At 72.6% G+C, this 18,899-nt stretch carries 22 protein-coding genes, 1 tRNA gene and 1 riboswitch; of the genes, 12 read left to right on the forward strand and 11 right to left on the reverse strand.

Annotated features, from left to right (window positions below):
• Nucleotides 1–124 precede the first annotated feature (124 nt).
• The 4 genes from pstS (at nucleotide 125) to pstB (ending at nucleotide 4,134) form a co-directional block, all read left to right on the forward strand.
• A complete protein-coding gene (gene pstS / locus D7I47_RS03660) occupies nucleotides 125–1,219 on the forward strand; it encodes a phosphate ABC transporter substrate-binding protein PstS (protein WP_120761786.1) in 1,095 nt (364 codons plus the stop codon).
• Between the two features lie 90 nt (nucleotides 1,220–1,309).
• Nucleotides 1,310–2,248 carry a phosphate ABC transporter permease subunit PstC gene (pstC, locus tag D7I47_RS03665; protein WP_120761787.1) on the forward strand — a complete coding sequence of 313 codons (939 nt, stop codon included), beginning with the start codon at nucleotides 1,310–1,312 and terminating at the stop codon, nucleotides 2,246–2,248.
• Nucleotides 2,248–3,336, forward strand: coding sequence for a phosphate ABC transporter permease PstA (pstA, locus tag D7I47_RS03670; protein ID WP_120761788.1), 1,089 nt, complete (start codon nucleotides 2,248–2,250; stop codon nucleotides 3,334–3,336). Before pstC ends, pstA begins: the two co-directional genes overlap by 1 nt.
• Before the next feature lie 18 nt (nucleotides 3,337–3,354).
• The gene (gene pstB, locus D7I47_RS03675) at nucleotides 3,355–4,134 is read left to right on the forward strand and encodes a phosphate ABC transporter ATP-binding protein PstB (protein ID WP_120761789.1); all 780 of its coding nucleotides are present in this window, start codon (nucleotides 3,355–3,357) and stop codon (nucleotides 4,132–4,134) included.
• A 474-nt stretch (nucleotides 4,135–4,608) separates the two neighbouring features.
• On the opposite strand, the gene D7I47_RS03680 is transcribed toward pstB, so the two are convergent.
• Complete coding sequence (locus D7I47_RS03680) at nucleotides 4,609–5,241, reverse strand: DNA-directed RNA polymerase subunit beta (RefSeq protein WP_120761790.1); 633 nt, start codon at nucleotides 5,239–5,241, stop codon at nucleotides 4,609–4,611.
• A gap of 75 nt (nucleotides 5,242–5,316) precedes the next feature.
• Here D7I47_RS03680 and D7I47_RS03685 point away from each other — a divergent pair.
• Nucleotides 5,317–5,389 (forward strand) — tRNA-Lys (locus D7I47_RS03685).
• Nucleotides 5,365–5,493, forward strand: a complete 129-nt coding sequence (locus tag D7I47_RS15165; protein ID WP_264371281.1) for a hypothetical protein — start codon at nucleotides 5,365–5,367, stop codon at nucleotides 5,491–5,493. Before D7I47_RS03685 ends, D7I47_RS15165 begins: the two co-directional genes overlap by 25 nt.
• Here the strand turns inward: D7I47_RS15165 and D7I47_RS03690 are convergent.
• Complete coding sequence (locus tag D7I47_RS03690; protein WP_120761791.1) at nucleotides 5,490–6,035, reverse strand: ribonuclease H family protein; 546 nt, start codon at nucleotides 6,033–6,035, stop codon at nucleotides 5,490–5,492. The genes D7I47_RS15165 and D7I47_RS03690 overlap by 4 nt on opposite strands.
• 44 nt (nucleotides 6,036–6,079) lie before the next feature.
• Nucleotides 6,080–6,388, reverse strand: coding sequence for a DUF1508 domain-containing protein (locus D7I47_RS03695; RefSeq protein ID WP_227000825.1), 309 nt, complete (start codon nucleotides 6,386–6,388; stop codon nucleotides 6,080–6,082).
• 111 nt (nucleotides 6,389–6,499) lie between these two features.
• On the opposite strand from D7I47_RS03695, the gene D7I47_RS03700 reads away from it, so the two are divergent.
• Nucleotides 6,500–7,261, forward strand: a complete 762-nt coding sequence (locus tag D7I47_RS03700; protein ID WP_120761793.1) for a putative protein N(5)-glutamine methyltransferase — start codon at nucleotides 6,500–6,502, stop codon at nucleotides 7,259–7,261.
• 48 nt (nucleotides 7,262–7,309) lie between these two features.
• Here D7I47_RS03700 and D7I47_RS03705 read toward each other — a convergent pair whose 3' ends face one another.
• The 6 genes from D7I47_RS03705 to D7I47_RS03730 are packed head-to-tail and all read right to left on the reverse strand — an operon-like array spanning nucleotide 7,310 to nucleotide 11,945.
• On the reverse strand, nucleotides 7,310–7,711 hold the full coding sequence (locus D7I47_RS03705; protein ID WP_120761794.1) for a VOC family protein: 402 nt from the start codon (nucleotides 7,709–7,711) through the stop codon (nucleotides 7,310–7,312).
• A gap of 19 nt (nucleotides 7,712–7,730) precedes the next feature.
• On the reverse strand, nucleotides 7,731–8,153 hold the full coding sequence (locus tag D7I47_RS03710) for a helix-turn-helix transcriptional regulator (protein WP_120761795.1): 423 nt from the start codon (nucleotides 8,151–8,153) through the stop codon (nucleotides 7,731–7,733).
• Between the two features lie 9 nt (nucleotides 8,154–8,162).
• A complete protein-coding gene (locus D7I47_RS03715) occupies nucleotides 8,163–9,227 on the reverse strand; it encodes a VIT1/CCC1 transporter family protein (protein ID WP_120761796.1) in 1,065 nt (354 codons plus the stop codon).
• A gap of 42 nt (nucleotides 9,228–9,269) precedes the next feature.
• Nucleotides 9,270–10,190: an aldose 1-epimerase family protein gene (locus D7I47_RS03720; protein WP_120761797.1), complete on the reverse strand. Its 921-nt coding sequence runs from the start codon at nucleotides 10,188–10,190 to the stop codon at nucleotides 9,270–9,272.
• Nucleotides 10,187–11,119, reverse strand: a complete 933-nt coding sequence (locus D7I47_RS03725) for an aldose 1-epimerase family protein (protein WP_157981621.1) — start codon at nucleotides 11,117–11,119, stop codon at nucleotides 10,187–10,189. The genes D7I47_RS03720 and D7I47_RS03725 overlap by 4 nt, the downstream gene beginning before the upstream one ends.
• 10 nt (nucleotides 11,120–11,129) lie before the next feature.
• Nucleotides 11,130–11,945 carry a DeoR/GlpR family DNA-binding transcription regulator gene (locus D7I47_RS03730; protein WP_120761799.1) on the reverse strand — a complete coding sequence of 272 codons (816 nt, stop codon included), beginning with the start codon at nucleotides 11,943–11,945 and terminating at the stop codon, nucleotides 11,130–11,132.
• Nucleotides 11,946–11,994: 49 nt separating this feature from the next.
• On the opposite strand from D7I47_RS03730, the gene galT reads away from it, so the two are divergent.
• From galT to D7I47_RS03745, 3 genes are all read left to right on the forward strand, one after another.
• Nucleotides 11,995–13,080: a galactose-1-phosphate uridylyltransferase gene (gene galT, locus D7I47_RS03735; RefSeq protein ID WP_120761800.1), complete on the forward strand. Its 1,086-nt coding sequence runs from the start codon at nucleotides 11,995–11,997 to the stop codon at nucleotides 13,078–13,080.
• Nucleotides 13,077–14,243 carry a galactokinase gene (gene galK / locus D7I47_RS03740; RefSeq protein WP_120761801.1) on the forward strand — a complete coding sequence of 389 codons (1,167 nt, stop codon included), beginning with the start codon at nucleotides 13,077–13,079 and terminating at the stop codon, nucleotides 14,241–14,243. The genes galT and galK overlap by 4 nt, the downstream gene beginning before the upstream one ends.
• 179 nt (nucleotides 14,244–14,422) lie before the next feature.
• Nucleotides 14,423–14,698, forward strand: a complete 276-nt coding sequence (locus D7I47_RS03745; protein ID WP_120761802.1) for a Fe-S cluster assembly protein HesB — start codon at nucleotides 14,423–14,425, stop codon at nucleotides 14,696–14,698.
• Here D7I47_RS03745 and D7I47_RS03750 read toward each other — a convergent pair.
• Together D7I47_RS03750 and glyA are read right to left on the reverse strand one after the other, a co-directional pair.
• A complete protein-coding gene (locus tag D7I47_RS03750; RefSeq protein WP_120761803.1) occupies nucleotides 14,695–15,576 on the reverse strand; it encodes a bifunctional methylenetetrahydrofolate dehydrogenase/methenyltetrahydrofolate cyclohydrolase in 882 nt (293 codons plus the stop codon). The genes D7I47_RS03745 and D7I47_RS03750 overlap by 4 nt on opposite strands.
• 94 nt (nucleotides 15,577–15,670) lie before the next feature.
• Entirely contained in the window at nucleotides 15,671–16,963 is a 1,293-nt protein-coding gene (glyA, locus tag D7I47_RS03755; RefSeq protein WP_120761804.1) for a serine hydroxymethyltransferase, read from the reverse strand.
• 39 nt (nucleotides 16,964–17,002) lie between these two features.
• A riboswitch (ZMP/ZTP riboswitch) is annotated at nucleotides 17,003–17,088 on the reverse strand.
• A 103-nt stretch (nucleotides 17,089–17,191) separates the two neighbouring features.
• Between glyA and D7I47_RS14715 the strand changes: the two genes are divergently transcribed.
• A complete protein-coding gene (locus D7I47_RS14715) occupies nucleotides 17,192–18,289 on the forward strand; it encodes a hypothetical protein (protein WP_157981622.1) in 1,098 nt (365 codons plus the stop codon).
• A gap of 129 nt (nucleotides 18,290–18,418) precedes the next feature.
• Nucleotides 18,419–18,895 (forward strand): hypothetical protein, encoded by a 477-nt coding sequence (locus D7I47_RS03765; RefSeq protein WP_120761806.1) that lies wholly within the window; start codon nucleotides 18,419–18,421, stop codon nucleotides 18,893–18,895.
• The last annotated feature ends 4 nt before the right edge of the window (nucleotides 18,896–18,899 follow it).

Genomic DNA, 18,899 nt, shown 5'->3' on the forward strand with positions numbered 1-18,899 from the left:
CTGTTGCGTTTCCGTTCACCTTCCGTTCACCGTTCCCGCCGAACCTGGTCACCGTCGGTTCGTAGCGTCGCCCCGAGGCCGCCAAGAGCCTCAGAACCTGACCGACATTCCCGAAGGGAACACAGTGAAGATCACGCGTACCGGTGGCATCGCCGCCCTCGCGCTCGTGGGCGCCCTCGCCCTCACCTCCTGCGCCGCCAACGAGACCCCCTCGGGCGACGACTCGGAGGCTCCCGAGAGCACCCTCTCCGGCACCTTCAACGGCGCCGGCTCCTCCGCGCAGGGCGCGGCGCAGGAGGCCTGGATCGCCGCCTTCCAGATCGCCAACCCGAAGGTCACGATCAACTACGACCCGACCGGTTCCGGTGCGGGCCGCGAGACCTTCATCGCGGGCGGCTCCGACTGGGCCGGCTCCGACTCCGCCCTCAACGACGACGAGCTCGCGGGCACCTTCGCCGCGTGCGCCGCCGACACGAAGGCGATCGACCTGCCCACCTACATCTCCCCCATCGCGGTGGTCTTCAACGTCGAGGGCGTGGACGAGCTGAACCTCGACCCCACCACCCTCGCGAGGATCTTCAAGGGCGAGATCACCAACTGGAACGACCCGGCGATCGCCGCGATCAACGAGGGCACCACCTTCCCCGACCTCGCGATCACCGCCGTGCACCGCTCGGACGACTCCGGCACCACCAAGAACTTCTCGGACTACCTCAACCAGGTCGTCCCGGAGATCTGGGACCAGAAGCCGGCCGACGCCTTCCCCTTCCAGTCGGGTGAGGGTGCCGCCAAGACGAGCGGCGTCATCGACGCGGTCAAGAACGGTGTGGGCACCATCGGCTACGCCGACGCCTCCGCCGCGGGCGACCTCGGAACGGCCAAGCTCAAGGTCGGCGACGAGTTCGTCGCCTTCACGCCGGAGGCCGCGGCCGCCGTCGTGGCCGAGTCGCCGCTCGTCGAGGGCCGCGAGGGCAACGACCTCGCGTTCAAGCTCAACCGCACCACGACCGACCCGAGCCACTACCCGCTCGTGCTCGTCTCCTACAGCATCGTCTGCCAGGAGTACGCCGACCCGGCCAAGGGCGAGTTCGTGAAGGCCTACATCGGCTACATCACGAGCGAGGAGGGCCAGCAGGTCGCCGCGGATGCCGCCGGTTCGGCGCCGCTGTCGTCCGACCTCTCGGCCAAGGTCGCCGCGGTCGTCGCGACCATCAAGTAATCCAGCACCACCGTCGGGCTGCGGTCCCCGGGCATTGCACCGGGGACCGCAGCCCGACACACTGAAGCCGACACGACCAGACGAGGACCCATGACCGCCGCAACGGGACGGATCACCGCCAGGAAGCGCCCCGGAGACGTCCTCTTCTCCGGCGCGGCGCTCGCCGCGGGTGCCTTCATCCTCGTCATCCTCGCGGGTGTCGCGATCTTCCTCATCGCGCAGTCGATCCCCGCCTTCCTCATCGATCCGTCCGAGATCAAGGGCGAGCCGGACAGCTTCTGGGCCTACGTGGGCCCGCTCGTCTTCGGCACCGTGTGGGCGGCGGCGCTCGCCCTGCTGATCGCCGTGCCGATCGCGCTCGGCATCTCGCTGTTCATCTCCCACTACGCGCCCCGTCGCCTCGCGCAGGGGCTCGGCTACACGGTCGACCTGCTCGCCGCCGTGCCGTCGGTGGTCTTCGGCCTGTGGGGCGCCGGCGTGCTGGCCCCCGCCATCCAGCCCTTCTACGCCTGGCTCGTCGACAACTTCGGCTGGTTCCCGCTGTTCGCCCCGCCGGTCTCCGGCACGGGCCGCACCATCCTGACCGTCGCGATCGTGCTCGCGGTGATGATCCTGCCGATCATCACCGCGCTCTGCCGCGAGATCTTCCTGCAGACCCCGAAGCTCCACGAGGAGGCGGCGCTCGCGCTCGGCGCCACCCGCTGGGAGATGATCAAGCTCGCCGTGCTGCCGTTCGGGCGCCCCGGCATCGTCTCGGCGGTCATGCTGGGCCTCGGACGCGCGCTCGGCGAGACGATGGCCGTCGCCATGGTGCTCTCGCCCGCCACCGTCATCAGCTTCGTGCTGACCGGTCCGCAGAACCCCACCACCATCCCGGCCAACATCGCCCTCAACTACCCCGAGGCGCACGGGAGCTACGTCAACGTGCTCATCGCGACCGGCCTCATCCTGTTCGTGATCACCTTCGCGGTGAACTCCGCGGCCCGGTGGGCGGTCGCCCGCCGCAAGGAATTCTCGGGAGCCAACTGATGACGACCGGAACCGCCCCCGCGCCGCGCCTCGTCGCCAACGCGTTCACCGCCGGCAAGCTGCCGCGCTGGATGCCGTGGCCGATCCTCGCGGGCTCGCTCGCGGTCGCGCTCGCCGCGTTCGGGCTCATGGCCGCGGCGGCCGAGGAGGAGTTCAACTGGATCGCCGGCACGATCGTCGGGGTGATCCTGTTCGTCGTCGTGAACTGGGTGATCGCCCGGCTCGTCGAGGGCGGGCGCCAGGCGGCCGACCGGCTCGTCACCTCGCTCGTCACGGGCGCGTTCGTGCTCGCGCTCATCCCGCTCGTCTGGCTCACCCTCACGGTCGTCGTCGACGGCCTGCCGACGCTCCTCGACGGCGGGTTCCTCAGCAACTCGATGCGCAACGTCGTCGGCGAGGGCGGCGGCGCCCTGCACGCCATCGTCGGCACGCTCATCATCACGGGCCTCGCGGCCGTCATCTCGATCCCGATCGGCCTCATGACGGCGATCTACCTCGTCGAGTACGGCACGGGCAAGCTCGCCCGCGGCATCACCTTCCTCGTGGACGTGATGACCGGCATCCCCTCGATCGTCGCGGGCCTCGCGACCTACGCGCTCTTCGCCCTGTTCTTCGGCGACGGGGTGCGCAGCGGCTTCGCCGGGTCGGTGGCGCTGTCGATCCTCATGATCCCGGTCGTCGTGCGCTCGAGCGAGGAGATCATCCGCCTCGTGCCGAACGAGCTGCGCGAGGCCTCCTACGCGCTCGGCGTGCCGAAGTGGCGCACCATCGCGAAGGTCGTGCTGCCCACCTCGATCGCCGGCATCACGACGGGCGTCATGCTCTCCATCTCGCGCGTCATCGGCGAGACCGCGCCGCTGCTCATCGTGGCCGGCTTCACGGCATCCATGAACTACAACCCGTTCTCGGAGCGGATGATGTCGCTGCCGGTGTTCGTGTACACGCAGTACACGATCCCGGGCATCGACCCCGACCCCTACATCGCCCGCGCGTGGGCCGGCGCGCTGACCCTCGTGCTCATCGTCGCCCTGCTCAACGCCGTCGCCCGCCTCGTCTCCCACTTCTTCTCGCCCAAGCTCGGGCGCTGACCCACCGAAGGAACCACCTTGTCCAAGCGCATCGAAGTCCGCGACCTCGACGTCTACTACGGCGCCTTCCGGGCGGTCGAGGGCGTCTCGCTCACGATCGAGCCCCGCACGGTGACCGCCTTCATCGGCCCCTCCGGCTGCGGCAAGTCGACCTTCATCCGCACCCTCAACCGCATGCACGAGGTGATCCCCGGCGCGCGCGTCGACGGCGAGGTGCTCATCGACGGCAACAACCTCTACGGCCCGGGCGTCGACCCGGTGCTCGTGCGGCGGCAGGTGGGCATGGTGTTCCAGCGGCCGAACCCGTTCCCCACCATGTCGATCCGCGAGAACGTGCTCGCGGGCGTGCGGCTCAACAACACCCGCATGCCGAAGCCCGAGGCCGACGAGCTCGTCGAGAAGTCGCTGCGCGGGGCCAACCTGTGGAACGAGGTCAAGGACCGCCTCGACAAGCCGGGATCCGGCCTCTCGGGCGGCCAGCAGCAGCGCCTCTGCATCGCCCGCACGATCGCGGTGTCGCCCGAGGTGATCCTCATGGACGAGCCGTGCTCGGCGCTCGACCCGATCTCGACGCTCGCCATCGAGGACCTCATCGAGGAGCTCAAGCAGGAGTACACGATCGTCATCGTGACCCACAACATGCAGCAGGCCTCGCGCGTCTCCGACAAGACCGCCTTCTTCAACATCGAGGGCACCGGCAAGCCCGGCAAGCTCATCGAGTACGACGACACGACGAAGATCTTCTCGATGCCGTCCGTGAAGGCCACCGAGGACTACGTCTCCGGCAAGTTCGGGTGACCTGCGGCCGCTGTCTGCCGCTCGCTCCCGCGCTCGCTCTCTCCCTCGCTCGTTCCCATCTCAAGGAGTCGGGCATCCCATCTCAAGGAAGCGCCCGCCTCAGCCGCCGCACCCGCCACGTCAGACGACATCCGCCCCATCAACTCCTTGAGACGGGTTGCCCGACTCCTTGAGATGGGATGCCGCGCTGCGGGTCGGCGCGGGGCGCGGGCGCGGGCCGGGTGCGGGGCCGGAGAGGGAGGCGCCGAGCCGCAGAACGCCTCTCGGCGGAAGGCCGCTCGAAGCGGCGAATATTGGAGCCCGGGGTTACTGCGGCCCGGCCGGGACAGTCTACGCGAGCACCATCCGCCCTGCAGGTGCCTCAGAAATGCAGGAGATTCGGGCGGCTCGGCCCGCCCGGTGCGGTGACGGCCCGCATCCGGCGCCGGATCTCCTGCATTTCTGGAGTGGGATGCGGGCGAGCGGCGCGGCGGCTCAGTCGAGGGCGTCGTCGCGGGCGAGGCGTGCGCAGGTGGTCAGTTCGTCGGCGATCGTGGCGAGGCGGGATGCGCGCGTCGTGAGCTCGGTGGAGCGCTCGGGGGATGCGGCATCCTGGTCGTCGGCGACGGATGCGGCACCCGCCGCCTCGACGCGGCAGAAGGCGGCCGCCCGATCGAGGGCGTCGGCGAGGTCGCCGTCGAAGACGCCGCGCAGGATGCGCTCCGAGAGCTCGAGCACCTCCTGCGGCCCCGCGGGGCTCGGGGCGCCGGCGATGACCGGGTCGATCGTGCTCAGCACCTCGCTGCCGCGCTGGAACAGCAGCGCGACGCCATCGGGGTCCTGGCGGATCATGGTGCGCAGCAGGTAGACCCGCCAGAGCGCCCCCGGCAGGCTGCGCGGGCTCGACCGCGCCCACAGCTCCGCGACCGCGTCGAGTCCGTGCTCGTCGGTGAAGCCGACCACGCGGTCCAGCACCTCGGGGTCGGCGCTGTCGCGCACCCGCGCCACGAGGCTGCGCGCCGTGTCGTGCGCGATGCGACGCGAGACGGCCGGGTCGGGCGCCGCGCCCTCGAACGCCTCGAACTCGCGTCCGCCGAACAGCGTGGGCTTGTGGAAGTCGTCGGCCATCGCCCCATTCTCCCCCGCAGGCGGATGCGGCGCTCGCGCGGTGAGCGCGGCATCCGCGACTACCCTGGATGCATCGGGCCTGTAGCTCAGTCGGTAGAGCATCGGACTTTTAATCCGCGGGTCGTGGGTTCGAGCCCCACCGGGCCCACCCGCACCCACGTGGCGCTCGCCGAAGCGCTCGCTGCGCCGTTGCTCACCGTCGACCGGCGGCTGGCACCAACCGCCGCCCGGTACTGCGAGACGGTCGACTAGCGGCGGTCGCCCGAGCCGCGCGGCGGGTCGACCGACACGTCGAGGCGCTCCTGCTTCCCGCCGAGCGAGGACCACTCGGAGGCGGTGCCTTTTGCGGCGTGGTGCGAGGCGCGCACGGCGCGCTCGTCCGCCCACGAGTTCAGGCGGTGGCCGGCGTGGCCGCGCACGTGCTCGAGCACGACATCCGGGAGCCCCGCCGCGCGGCGGGCGTCGCGCACCGCGATGAGCTGCTCGAGGATGTCGCGGTTCGCGACCGGCTTCTTGGCCGAGGTGACCCAGCCGCGGCGCTTGTGGCCGTCCATCCACGAGGAGTAGGTGTCGATCGCGTACTTCGAGTCGGCCTGCACCACGAGCTCGCGCACCTGCGCGTGGTCGCGGATGGCGTTCAGCAGCCCCAGCAGCTCGCCGATGTTGTTGGTGCCCTGCGGCAGCGAACCGGCGGCCCACTCGCCGTCCTCCCCCACCCACGCCCAGCCGGCGGGGCCGGGGTTGCCCTTGCAGGCGCCGTCGGTGGCGAGCACGTAGCGGTCGGTGGAGGTCACCCCCCGATCCTCTCAGGCGCGGCGCACCCGCGCCGGGCACCCGGTCACTCGGGGCCGGTCGCGCCGCCCGCCCGGTCGCGCACGTTGTCGGCCGCCCGCTGGGCGTTCGACTTCGAGGCGAACGACTCGCCCGGCACCGCCACGATGTGGCCGCCGCGGTGGGCCCGCCAGCTCCAGTGCCCGCCCTTGTTCTCGTAGAGCTCGTAGTCGGCGGCGACGGCGCCCACCTTGAACGCCTCCGCCGCGCGGTTCGCGTTCGACTTCGACGCGAACGACTCACCCGCCCACGCGACCGTCTGGCCGTTGCTCGCGATCAGCCACCACGAGTAGTGGCCGCCCTTGTCTGCCTTCACTTCGAAACGCACCTCGTCGTGCTCCCCTCTCGGGCCCGGGCGGCCCGGATGCGGCTCAGTATCCTCGCCCGCGGGCGGCGGCGGAAGAGAGCGGGGCGGTACCGTGGCCCGGTGACGGATGCGGATGCGTTGGTCGCCCGGCTGCGGGCCGCCGGCTGCGTGTTCGCGGAGGACGAGGCGACCCTGCTGCGCGAGGCGGCATCCGGTGCCGCGCTCGAGGAGCTCGTGGCGCGCCGGGTGGCGGGGGAACCGCTCGAGGTGCTGCTCGGCTGGGCCGAGTTCGCGGGCCTGCGGGTGGCGGTCGCACCCGGCGTGTTCGTGCCGCGGCTGCGCAGCGAGACGCTCGTCGACGCCGTGCTCGAGGCGCTGCCGGATGCCGCGGTCGTCGTCGAGCTGTGCTGCGGGGTCGCGGCGATCGCGGCGGCCGTCGCGACGGCGCGCCCGGACGCGGAGGTGTGGGCGAGCGACGTCGACCCGGACGCCGTCGCCGTCGCCCGGCGCAACCTGCCGCCCGATCGCGTGCTCGAGGGCGACCTCTACGAGGCGCTGCCCGCCGCGCTGCGCGGCCGCGTCGACGTGCTCGTCGCCAACGCGCCCTACGTGCCCACCGCCGAGATCGCGAATATGCCGTCGGAGGCACGTGACCACGAGCACCGGGTGGCCCTCGACGGCGGCGCCGACGGGCACGCGGTGCAGGCCCGCATCGCGGCCGGATGCCGGGAGTGGCTCGCGCCCGGCGGCCGCGTCGTCATCGAGACGAGCCGCCGCCAGGCCGCGCGTACCGCGTCACTGCTCGAGGGGCGGGGGCTCGTCGTGCGCGTCGTCCGGGACGAGGAGCGGGACGGCACGTGCGTCGTCGGCGAGGCGCCGTGACGGCACGGGGGTCCAGCGGCCGTCGGCCGCCTGCAGGGCGCACATCGCTCAGCGCTGCGTGAGCCGCAGCTGGTTGCCCGCGGGGTCGCGGAACGCGGCGTCGCGCACGCCCCACGGCTGGTCCATCGGCTCCTGCACGATGTCGGCCCCGGATGCGGCGATGCGCTCGAAGTCGCCGTCGAGGTCGTCGGTGCTCAGCACGAGGCCGGCGAGCACACCCTTCGCGAGCAGGTCGGCCAGCGTCTCGCGGTCGGCATCCGACTCGCCCGCGCCCACCGGCGTGAGCACGACCGAGACCTCGGAGCCGGCCGGCGCGAGGGTGATCCACCGCATCCCGCCGCCCATGTCGACGTCCCGTGTGACCTCGAAGCCCACCACGTCGCGGTAGAAGACGAGGGCCGCCTCCGCGTCGTCGAAGGCGATGTAGCTGTGCTGGATCCTGATCGTCATGCCGTCACGCTACGGCGGTTCAGTCGCGCGCCGCTTCTCGAATCCTGACCGGTCGCGTGACGCTCTTCGCGACGCACGGGATGCCGTCGAGCGTCGACTCCGCGGCATCCGGATGCGCGGCCGCGCGGTACTCGCTCGGCGGTACCCCGACGAGTCTCGTGAAGCTCGCGCTGAACGAGCCGAGCGAGGTGCAGCCGACCGCCACGCACACCTCGGTGACCGAGAGGTCGCCGCGCCGCAGCAGCGCCTTCGCCCGCTCGATGCGCCGCGTCATGAGGTAGCCGTAGGGCGTCTCGCCGTAGGCGGCGCGGAAGCTGCGGGCGAAGTGCCCCGACGACATGAGGGCCGTGCGGGCGAGCGACTCGACGTCGAGCGGCTCCGCGTATTCGCGGTCGATGCGGTCGCGCGCCCTGCGCAGGCGGACGAGATCGGCGCGGTCCATGGAACCGTTCTACCCCACGGTGGCGCCGAAGAGCAGGCCGAGCAGGTACGTCGCGGTCGCCGCACCGAAACCGATCGCGAGCTGGCGCAGCGCCCGCAGCAGCGGCGAGGTGCCCGACAGGATGCCGACCACGGCGCCCGTGCCGAGCAGTGCGATGCCGACGAGCGACGCGGCGAGCGCGACCGCGCCGAGCCCCGTCATGCCGAACAGGTACGGCACCACGGGGATGAAGGCGCCGGATGCGAAGAACAGGAAACTCGAGATGGCGGCCTTCCAGGGCGAGCCGACCGCCTCGTCGGGGTCGAGCTCCTCGGGCGGCGCGTCCGAGTCGAGGTGCAGGGTCGCGAGCACCTGGCGCGCGTGCTCCTCGGCATCCGTCTGCCCCATGCCGCGCGCGCGGTAGACGAGGGCGAGCTCGTTCGCGTCGACGTCGAGGTGCGGCAGGGCGGACTGCGACTCGGGGTCGGGGCGGGATGCCGCGAGCAGCTCGCGCTGCGACTTGACCGACACGTACTCCCCGGCGCCCATCGAGAGGGCGCCCGCGAGCAGGCCCGCGAAGCCCGTGAACAGCACCACCTGGGGGCTCGCACCCGTCGCGCCGATGCCGAGCACGAGGGCGAGGTTCGAGACGAGGCCGTCGTTCGCCCCGAACACGGCGGCGCGGAAGCTGCCGGAGAGCTGCGTGCGCCCCCGGGCGGCGAGACCGCGCAGCACCTCGCCGTGGATGCGCTCGTCGGCCGCCATCCGCTCGGTCGCGTCGGAGTCGTCGTCGTAGGGCGAGCGACCCTCGGCGCGCTGGGCGAGGGCGAGCACGAACAGGAAGCCGAGACGCTTCGCGAGGAAGCCGAGCAGCCGCGTGCGCAGGTCGGGGCGCGGGGCGGGCAGCTGGTGCTCGCCGAGCAGCTCGAGCCAGTGCTGCTCGTGCCGCAGCTCGGCATCCGCGAGCCCGAGCAGGATCTCCCGCTCGCGGCCCTCGCGGCGCTCGGCGAGGTCGCGGTAGATCTCCCGCTCGGCCCGCTCGGCCGCGAGGTAGCGGCGCCAGCGGCGGATCTGGGCGGGGGTCGGGTGATGCACCCGCCTATTCTGCCGAGCCCGCCCGGATTGCGGGGCGCCGAATCAGCGGGCGGCGGTGTAGCGGAAGCCCCAGCGGCCCTCGTAGCTCTCGCCGGGCGCGAGCCAGATGAGGTCGTCGCCCGAGTTGAGGGCGTCGGGCGGCGCCGTCATCGGCTCGATCGCGACCGCCGTGCCGAGGCCGTGCGCCTTCGGGAAGAGGGGCGTCGTGAACACCTGCAGGTAGCGCCAGTCGGCGTCCTGCCACACCTCGAGCCGCGAACCGTCGGGCGCCGTCAGCGTCGCCGTCACGCCGTCCGCGGGGGTGAGCGACCGGAACGCCGTGTCGAGCGCGAGCTCGCCGACCGGCACGCCACCGCGCAGGTCGGTGCCGCCCGAGACCGGATGCCACGCGATCGGGTCGAGCACCTCGTCGACCTCGAGGTACTCGTCGGCGGGCACCGTGAGCACGAGCTCGGCCACGTCGTAGGCGCCGATGCGGGGGTAGGGATGCGTGCCCGTCGCGTACGGCGCGGGGCGCTCCGAGAGGTTGCGGGCGCCGTGGGTGGCGACGAGCCCGCCCTCCACGACCTCGTAGCGGATCCAGGTGTCGACGAGGAACGGCCAGCCGTGCTGGGGGTGGATCACGGCCCCCAGCGTGATCGCGGCATCCGTGCGCTCGCGCACCTCGTACTCGGTGAACTCGAGCAGCCCGTGCAGGGCACCGCCGCGGGCCGGCTCGGTGATGTCGAGCTGCTGCACGGCGCCGTCGAGCACCCAGCGCCCGGCGCGCACCCGGTTCGGCCACGGGGCGAGCGCGATGCCGGAGCAGAACGGCGGCGGCGCGGTCTCGACCGGCAGCGGCTCGGTCAGGTCGACCCCGCCGACGCGCAGCGCGGTCAGCACGGCGGCGACCGTGCCCACCTCGGCGACCGTGTCGCCCGCGCGCAGCTCGAAGCGCTCGCCGACTCCCGTGATGGTGCTCATTCGTTCCTCTCCAGGCGGACGCCCCACGACGCCTGCCAGTCCTGTGCGGGCTCGAGCCACGCGAGCCCCTCGCCCGAGTTGAGGGCGTCCGGTGCGGCCGTCATCGGCTCGAGCGCGACGGCGAGCGCCGGGGTCTCGGATGCGTCGTCCGCCACGTGCGGGAAGTCGCGCGGGGTGAACACCTGCAGCCAGCGGAACGGCGCATCCTGCCAGAGCACGGCGCGCGTGCCATCCGGTGAGGTGAGCACGGCGGCGCCCTCGGGGCCGGTCGCGACGTCCTGGTAGGCGACGTTGAGGTCGAGACCGCCGAGCGCGCGCGGGGTCGACAGGTCGAGCCCGGAGCCCGGCTCCACCTCGCGCACCGCGACGGGCACGAGGCGCTCGTCGAGTTCCAGGTGGTGGCCGCCGCGCACCTCGAGCGTGAGCTCTTCGACGGGGGCAGCGCCGACGCGCAGATAGGGGTGCGTGCCGACCGCCCACGGGGCGGGCGCGGTTCCGAGGTTGCGAACGCCGTGCGTCACGGTCAGGCCGTCGTCGGCGAGCGCGTACCGCACCCGGGTGTCGAGCAGGAAGGGCCAGCCGTGCTGGGGGTGGATCACCGCGCCCAGGGTGACCGCGGCATCCGTGCGCTCGCGCACCCGGTAGGCCGTGTTGCGCAGCAGCCCGTGGATGGCGTTGCCGCGGCTCGGGTCGGTGATGTCGAGCTGCCGGATCACGCCGTCGTGGCTCCAGCGCGCGTCGCGCACGCGGTTCGGCCAGGGGGCGAGCACGATGCCGTGCCCGTGCGAGGGGATGCGCGTGGGCGGGGTGCGCTCGGCGAGCTCGACGCCGTCGACCACGAGGTGGAGGAGGGCGGCCGCGAGGGTCGCGACCTGGGCGCTCGAGCGCCCGGTGCGCAGCTCGATGAGCTCGCCGAGGGGGGATGGCACGGGCACGAGCCTAGCGAGCGTCGGCGCGGATGACGCGCGCGCCGAGGGAGGCGAGGGAGGCGGCGGTCGAGGCGGCGGCATCCGTCCAGGGGCCGGCGGTCACGAGCGTCGTCGCGGGCCCCGCCACCCCCACGAGCCCCAGGTGCCGGGCGCCGAGCTTGCCGACATCCGCGACCACGAGCTGGGCGGCGGATGCGGCGATCATGGCGCGCTTGACCTCGGCCTCGGCGAGGTTGAGGTTGGTGATGCGACCGTCGGCGTCGAGGCCGTTGCAGCCGAGGATGGCAAGGTCGACGTGCAGGCCCGCGATCGACTCGGAGGCGCCCGGGTCGACGAGCGAGTGCTGCAGGGGTCGCAGGGTGCCGCCCGTGAGCACGACCGTGATGCGCGGGACGGCCGCCTCGAGGGCGAGGGCGATCGTGAGGCCGTTGGTGACGACGACGAGCTCGTCGAGGTCACCGCGCTCGGCGCGGTCGACGAGCGCGTGGGCGACGGCGAGGGTCGTGGAGCCGACGTCGAGCAGCACGCTCGTACCGCCCTCGACGAGCGAGGCGGCGCGGCGGCCGATCGCGCGCTTGGTGGCGGCGTCGCGGCCCGAGACGCGCTCGACCGGCTCCTCCCGGGGGCCGCCCGGCACGGGCAGCGCCGAGCCGTGCACGCGTCGCACGAGCCCGGCGGCCTCGAGCTGCACGAGGTCGGCGCGGATCGTCACCTCGCTCACCCCGAACGCGGTGGCCGCCTCGGCGACCCGCAGCACGCCGTCCTCGCGCACGCGCTCGGCGATGCGGGCGCGGCGCAGCTCGGCGGGGAGCGACGCATCCGTCACTTACGGATCCCTTCGATTTGGCAAGACTCGCTTACGTTATCGTAAGCACATGACCGGGGTCACCCGCCGCACCGCCCGCATGGCCGACGGACGCGAGCTCATCTACTTCGACGACGCGGGCTCGACGCTGCCCGCCGAGCGGCGCCTCGACGAGCGGCGGCTCGACCCGCGTCCCGCCACCGCCACCATGCGGCAGGACGTGCTCACGGGCGACTGGATCTCCGTCGCCTCCGGCCGCAACAACCGGGTCTTCCTGCCGCCCGCGCACCTCGACCCGCTCGCGCCGCAGACCCCCGAGAACCCCTCCGAGATCCCCGACCTCTACGACGTCGTCGTCTTCGAGAACAAGTCGCCCTCCTTCGGCCCCGACACGGACGGCCCGCTCGCCCCGGCGGGCCGCGGCTTCGACCGCACCTCCCCCTCCGTCGGCCGCTGCGAGGTGGTGTGCTTCAGCCCCGAGTCGACCGGCTCGCTCGGCACCCAGAGCGTCACGCGCATCCGCACCGTCATCGAGGCCTGGGCGGATCGCACGCGCGAGCTCTCGGCGCTGCCCGGCGTCGCGCAGGTGTTCCCCTTCGAGAACCGCGGCGAGGCGATCGGCGTGACGCTCGGGCACCCGCACGGCCAGATCTACGCCTACCCCTTCGTCACGCCGCGCACCCGCTCGACGCTCGACGCGATCCGCGAGCTCGGCCCCGACCTCTTCGCGCGCATCCTCGAGCGCGAGCAGGCGGGCCCGCGCGTCGTGCTCGCGGGCGAGCACTGGACCGCGTTCGTGCCCTTCGCGGCGCGCTGGCCGATCGAGCTGCACCTGCTGCCGCACCGCCAGGTGCCCGACATCGACGCCCTCGACGAGGCGGAGCGGGCCGAGCTCGCCGTCGTCTTCAAGCGCCTGCTGCAGGGCGTCGACGCGCTCTACGACACCCCCACGCCCTACATCGCGGCGTGGCACCAGGCCCCCGTGCGCGAGGGCCGCGACGAGGTGCGGCTCATGCTGCAGCTCACCTCGCCGCGCCGGGGGGCGGACCGCCTCAAGTTCCTCGCCGGCTCGGAGGCCGCCATGGGCGCCTGGGTGGCGGATATCGTTCCGGAGGATGCGGCCGCCCGGCTGCGGGAGGCGGTGGCACAGGGATGAGCCAGGATCTGCGCGACCTCGTGCGGCAGGAGTTCGAGGCGGCCTACGGCACGACGCCGATCGGCGTCTGGTCCTCCCCCGGCCGCGCCAACCTGATCGGCGAGCACACCGACTACAACGAGGGCTTCGTGCTGCCGTTCGGCATCGACCGGCGCACCTTCGCCGCGGTCGGCGTGCGCGACGACACCCGCATCCGGGTCGGCTCGACCTTCTCGGACGAGGTGGCCGAGATCGACATCGCCGAGCTCAGCCCGGAGGCCGTGGACGGCTGGGCCGCCTACCCCCTGGGCGTCGCGTGGGCGCTCGGACAGCTCGGGCACGCCGACCTGGCGGCCGTACCGGGCGTCGACATCATGCTCGAGTCGGACGTGCCGGTCGGCGCGGGGCTGTCCTCCTCGGCCGCGATCGAGGGCGCCGTCGCGATCGCCCTCGCCGAGCTGTGGCGGCTCGACCTGACGCGCGTCGAGCTCGCGCGCGTGGGCCGGAAGGCCGAGAACGACTTCGTGGGCGCCCCCACCGGGATCATGGACCAGATGGCGTCGCTGCTCGGCCGCGACGACGCCGCCGTGTTCATCGACTGCCGCAGCGAGGAGGCCGAGGCCGTCGACCTGGGGCTCGCCGAGAACGACCTCGCCATCCTCGTGATCGACACCCAGGTCGAGCACCAGCACGCGAGCGGCGGCTACCGCGAGCGGCGCGCCTCGTGCGAGGCGGGGGCCGCCGCGCTCGGCGTCGCCTCGCTGCGCGACGTGACCGTCGACGACCTGCCGCGCGCGCAGCAGCTGCTCGACGACGTCACCTTCCGCCGGGTGCGGCACGTGGTGACCGAGAACCAGCGCGTGCTCGACACCGTGGCGACCCTGGCATCCGAGGGTCCGACCGCGATCGGCGAGCTGCTCGACGCCTCGCACCGCTCGATGCGCGACGACTTCGAGATCTCGGTGCCGGAGCTCGACCTCGCCGTCGAGACGGCGCAGGAGAACGGCGCGATCGGCGCCCGGATGACGGGCGGCGGCTTCGGCGGCTCGGCGATCGCGCTCGTGCACCGCGACCTCGTCTCGCGCCTGCAGGTGGCGGTCGACGGCGCCTTCGCCGAGCACGGCTTCGCCCAGCCGGTCACCTTCACGGTGACCCCCTCCGCGGGCGCGCGCCGAGAGAGCTGAGTCCCCGAAAGTACGTACTTTTGGGCGCGACACGCCGCGCCCAGACCCAAAAGCACGTACTTTCGAGGACCCTGGCAGTTGCCTCCGTATGCGCGCGAATCGCCGCGGGCGGGGTTGCGGCATCCCCGGAATCTCGGAATCGTGGCCGACTCCGAAACCCAAGGGAAAGGGGAACCGCAATGCTCACCCTCACCGAGAACGCCGGAACCGTGGTCTCCGACCTCGTCGCACGCGCGAGCGAGGTCGACACCGCGGGGTTGCGCATCCAGCAGGGCGCCGACCGCTTCGACGTCGCCATCGCGGATGCGCCCGCGCCGAGCGAGGTCGTCGTCGAGCAGGCGGGGGCACGCGTCTTCATGGACGCGCCCGTCGCCCGGGTGCTCGAGGAGATGACGCTCGACGCGGTCGTCACCCCGGAGGGCGAGATCCGTTTCGCCCTCGCGCCGCAGCGCTAACCCAGCGCGCGCTCCGCGGCCTCGACGACGTTCGCGATGAGCATCGCGCGCGTCATGGGCCCGACGCCGCCGGGGTTCGGCGAGAGCCATCCCGCCACCTCGGCGACGTCGGGATGCACGTCGCCCGCGAGCTTGGCACGCCCGGACTCGGTGGTGCCGACGCGCGTGACGCCCACGTCGAGCACCGCGGCGCCGGGCTTCACCCACTCGGGCTTCACGAAGTGCGGCACGCCGACGGCGGCCACCACGATGTCGGCCCGCGCCACCTCGGCGGCGATGTCGGGCGTGCGCGAGTGGGTGAGCGTGACGGTCGCGTCGACGCCCTTGCGGGTGAAGACGAGGCCGAGCGGGCGGCCCACCGTGAGGCCGCGGCCGATGATCGTGACGTGCTTCCCGGCGATCGGCACCTCGTGGCGGCGCAGCAGCTCGACGACGCCCGCGGGGGTGCACGGCAGCGGGGAGTGCAGTTCGCCGTCGACGCCCAACACGAGCCGCCCGAGGTTGGTGGGGTGCAGACCGTCGGCGTCCTTCGCGGGGTCGATCAGCTCGAGCATCGCGTTCTCGTCGATGCCCTTCGGCAGCGGCAGCTGCACGATGTAGCCGGTCACCTCGGGGTCGGCGTTGAGTCGCGCGATCGCCGCGCGCACATCCGCCTCGCTCGCATCCGCCGGCAGCTCCTCGCGGATCGAGCGGATGCCGACCTCGGCCGAGTCGCGGTGCTTGCCGCCGACGTAGCTCACCGAGCCCGGATCCGCCCCCACGAGCAGCGTGCCGAGCCCCGGCACGACGCCGCGCTCCGCGAGCGCCGCGACCCGCGCCGTCAGCTCCCCCTTGATCGCGCTCGCCGTCGCGATCCCGTCCAGCACCCGTGCGCTCATGTCATCTCCGTGAAAGTACGTACTTTTGGGCCATCCCGCCCCTCCTGGGCCCCAAAAGTACGTACTTTCGGGGACAGGTGGGGGGAGTCGGGGGTCAGGACCAGGTGGTGGGGCTCGTGAGGCCCTCGTAGAGCGGGAAGGCCTCGGCGAGGCTCGCGACGCGGGCGCGCAGGGCCGGGATGTCGGCGTCCGGCTGCAGGGCGAGCGCGATGACGTCGGCCACCTCGGTGAACTCGGCGTCGCCGAAGCCGCGCGTCGCGAGCGCCGGGGTGCCGATGCGCACGCCCGAGGTCACCATCGGCGGGCGCGGGTCGTTCGGCACGGCGTTCTTGTTGACCGTGATGCCGACCTCGTGCAGGCGGTCCTCCGCCTCCTTGCCGCTGAACTCGGAGGTGCGCAGGTCGACGAGCACGAGGTGCACGTCGGTGCCGCCGGTGAGCACGTCGATGCCCGCCGCCTTCGCATCCGGCTGCGTGAGACGCTCGGCGAGGAGCTGCGCCCCGCGGATGGTGCGCTCCTGACGGTCGCGGAACTCCGGCGTGCCGGCGAGCTTGAACGCGGTCGCCTTCGCGGCGATGACGTGCATGAGCGGGCCGCCCTGCTGGCCGGGGAAGACGTTCGAGTTGATCTTCTTGGCGATGTCCTCGTCGTTGGTGAGGATGAAGCCGGAGCGCGGGCCGCCGATCGTCTTGTGCACGGTCGAGCTCGTGACGTGCGCGTGGGGCACGGGCGAGGGGTGCAGGCCCGCGGCGACGAGGCCCGCGAAGTGCGCCATGTCGACCCACAGCTTCGCGCCCACCTCGTCGGCGATGGCGCGGAACGCGGCGAAGTCGAGCTGGCGCGGGTAGGCGGACCAGCCGGCGATGATCACCTGCGGCTGGATCTCGAGGGCGACGCGGCGCACCTCGTCGAGGTCGACGCGGAAGGTCTCGGGGTCGACCTTGTACGAGTGCGCCTCGTAGAGCTTGCCCGAGAAGTTGAGCTTCATGCCGTGGGTGAGGTGGCCGCCGTGGGCGAGCTCGAGACCCAGGATGCGGTCGCCGGGCTGGGCGATCGCGGCGAGCACGGCGGCGTTGGCGGAGGCGCCCGAGTGGGGCTGCACGTTGGCGTAGGCGGCGCCGAAGAGCTCCTTGGCGCGCTCGATCGCGAGGGTCTCGACGACGTCCACGAACTCGCAGCCGCCGTAGTAGCGGCGGCCCGGGTAGCCCTCGGCGTACTTGTTGGTGAGCACGGAGCCCTGCGCCTCGAGCACGGCGCGCGGCACGAAGTTCTCGGAGGCGATCATCTCGAGGGTCGACCGCTGGCGGCCGAGCTCGGCCTCGAGTGCGGCGGCGACCTCGGGGTCGACCTCGGCGAGCGGGGACAGGAAGGTGGATTCGGCGGACACTGGCGCTCCTCACGTCACGTAAAAACTACCCGGTACGGGGTGAGCGGCCCAGGCGTACGGCCGCCGTTCACGTGTTCGTCGCTCCCCGATGGTGACCCATCCGAACGCCAGTCGCGACGTGCCCAGTGTACGGGATGCGGACCTCCGCGCGGCCGCCTCATCTCGGTTGCGAATTACTGCATTGATTGCAGTAATGTCGTGGCTGCGCCCGCTTACCCGAGGAGTCCCATGCGTCGCCGCACCCGATCCCTGCTCGCCCTCGCCCTCGTCGGCGCCCTCAGCTGCGCGGGAGCCGTCTCCGCATCCGCCGCGACCGACCCCGACTCGGTGTACCTCGTCGTCACGACGCCCTTCGACGGCGACGGCCCCGCCACCACGAGCTTCGGCACGGCATCCCGCACCGACGCCCAGCTCACGGCGCTGCCGACCCCGTTCACCCTCACCGAGCCGAACGGGATCGAGATCCTCGGCGACACCGGCTACGCCGTCGTGCCCACCTGGGTCGACACGACCTTCACGACCCAGCTCGTCACCTGGGACACCACGACGGGCGCCGTGCTCGGCTCGACCGAGATCACCGTCGACGACTCCTCGCTGCCCTTCGAGCCGGGCTGGATCGCCTCCTGGCCCGACTACAACGGACTCGACTCGGCCGACGGCACGACCCTGCAGACGGTGCTCTGCACCTACGTCGACTACGAGGACTCGGGCGACGAGGGATGCTTCATCGGCACCCTCGACCCGGTGACGGCCGTCTTCACCGCGACGGTCGACATCAGCGAGCTGCGCAGCCTGACCCAGTCGACGCCCGACGAGCTCGCCACCGACCCCCTCACGGGCGACATCGCGCTCTTCTACAACCCCTTCGACCCGAACCTCTTCGACTACGCCCCGACCGTCGTGATCGTCTCGGACGGCGTGGCCGGCGCGCCGACGACGATGACCGGCACGGTCGACGCGATCGGGTCGGGTTCGCCGCTCGGCGCCGACTACGACCCCGACGGCACCCTGTGGCTGAGCTACTCCTCGAGCGCGTCCGGCCAGCAGCTGCTGTCGTTCGCCCCCGGAGCGGCACTCGCGACCGCGACGCCGACCCTGGTCGGCTCGCTCGAGTCGAGCGATCCCGCCGGCCCCTCGGTGGATTTCGCCCTCACCACCCTCGCCGTGACCTCCTGGACCGTCGAGGTCGACGACGAGGCCGAGGTGACCCCCGGCGCCCCCGAGCTCGCCGACTCGGGCGTCTCGCCCCTCCCGGCAGCCGGTGTCGCCGCCGCGCTCGCCCTCGCGGGCGCCTTGCTGCTCGCCCGTCGCCGCCGCATCGCCTGAGCGCGGCGCGGACCGGGTGACCGATCCGGCGATCCGCTCCCCGGCGGATCGCCGGATCAGCCCCGCGGATGAGGGTCGCGCGACCGCGGGCCGACGCGCGCGACCCCACCGCTCGGCTGTGCTGGAGGCATGTCGAACCGCACCCTCCCCACCACGGCCCAACTGCTCACCCCGATCGTGGGCGGCGCCGCCGTCCTGCTGCTCGCCGTGAGCCTCACGGGCTGCGCCCAGCTCGTCAACGGTCTCACGCACGTGCACGAGGAGTCGTTCCCCGACTACGCCGCCGCCGCGGACGGCTGGGTCGGCGTCGAGATCCCCGCGTGGATCCCCGACGACGCGACCGGGCTGCACAACTACGCCACCGAGGACGAGACGCAGTCGATCATCCGCATCGACTCGCCGAGCGACCCCGTCGACTGCGAGCCCGGCGACCGCACCACGATGCCGTTCGAGACGCCCGACTGGGTGCCCTCCGAGGCCCTCCAGAAGGATGACGGCTCGCTGCTCGAGGACGCCCTGCACTGCGGCGACTACCAGGTGATCCCCTACGCCGACGGCTGGGTGGGCTGGTTCGCCGCCGCCGAGCAGGGGCAGACGCCCTCCTGAGCCC

Origin of the sequence: Protaetiibacter intestinalis, assembly GCF_003627075.1 — a bacterium.
GTDB lineage: Bacteria > Actinomycetota > Actinomycetes > Actinomycetales > Microbacteriaceae > Homoserinibacter > Homoserinibacter intestinalis.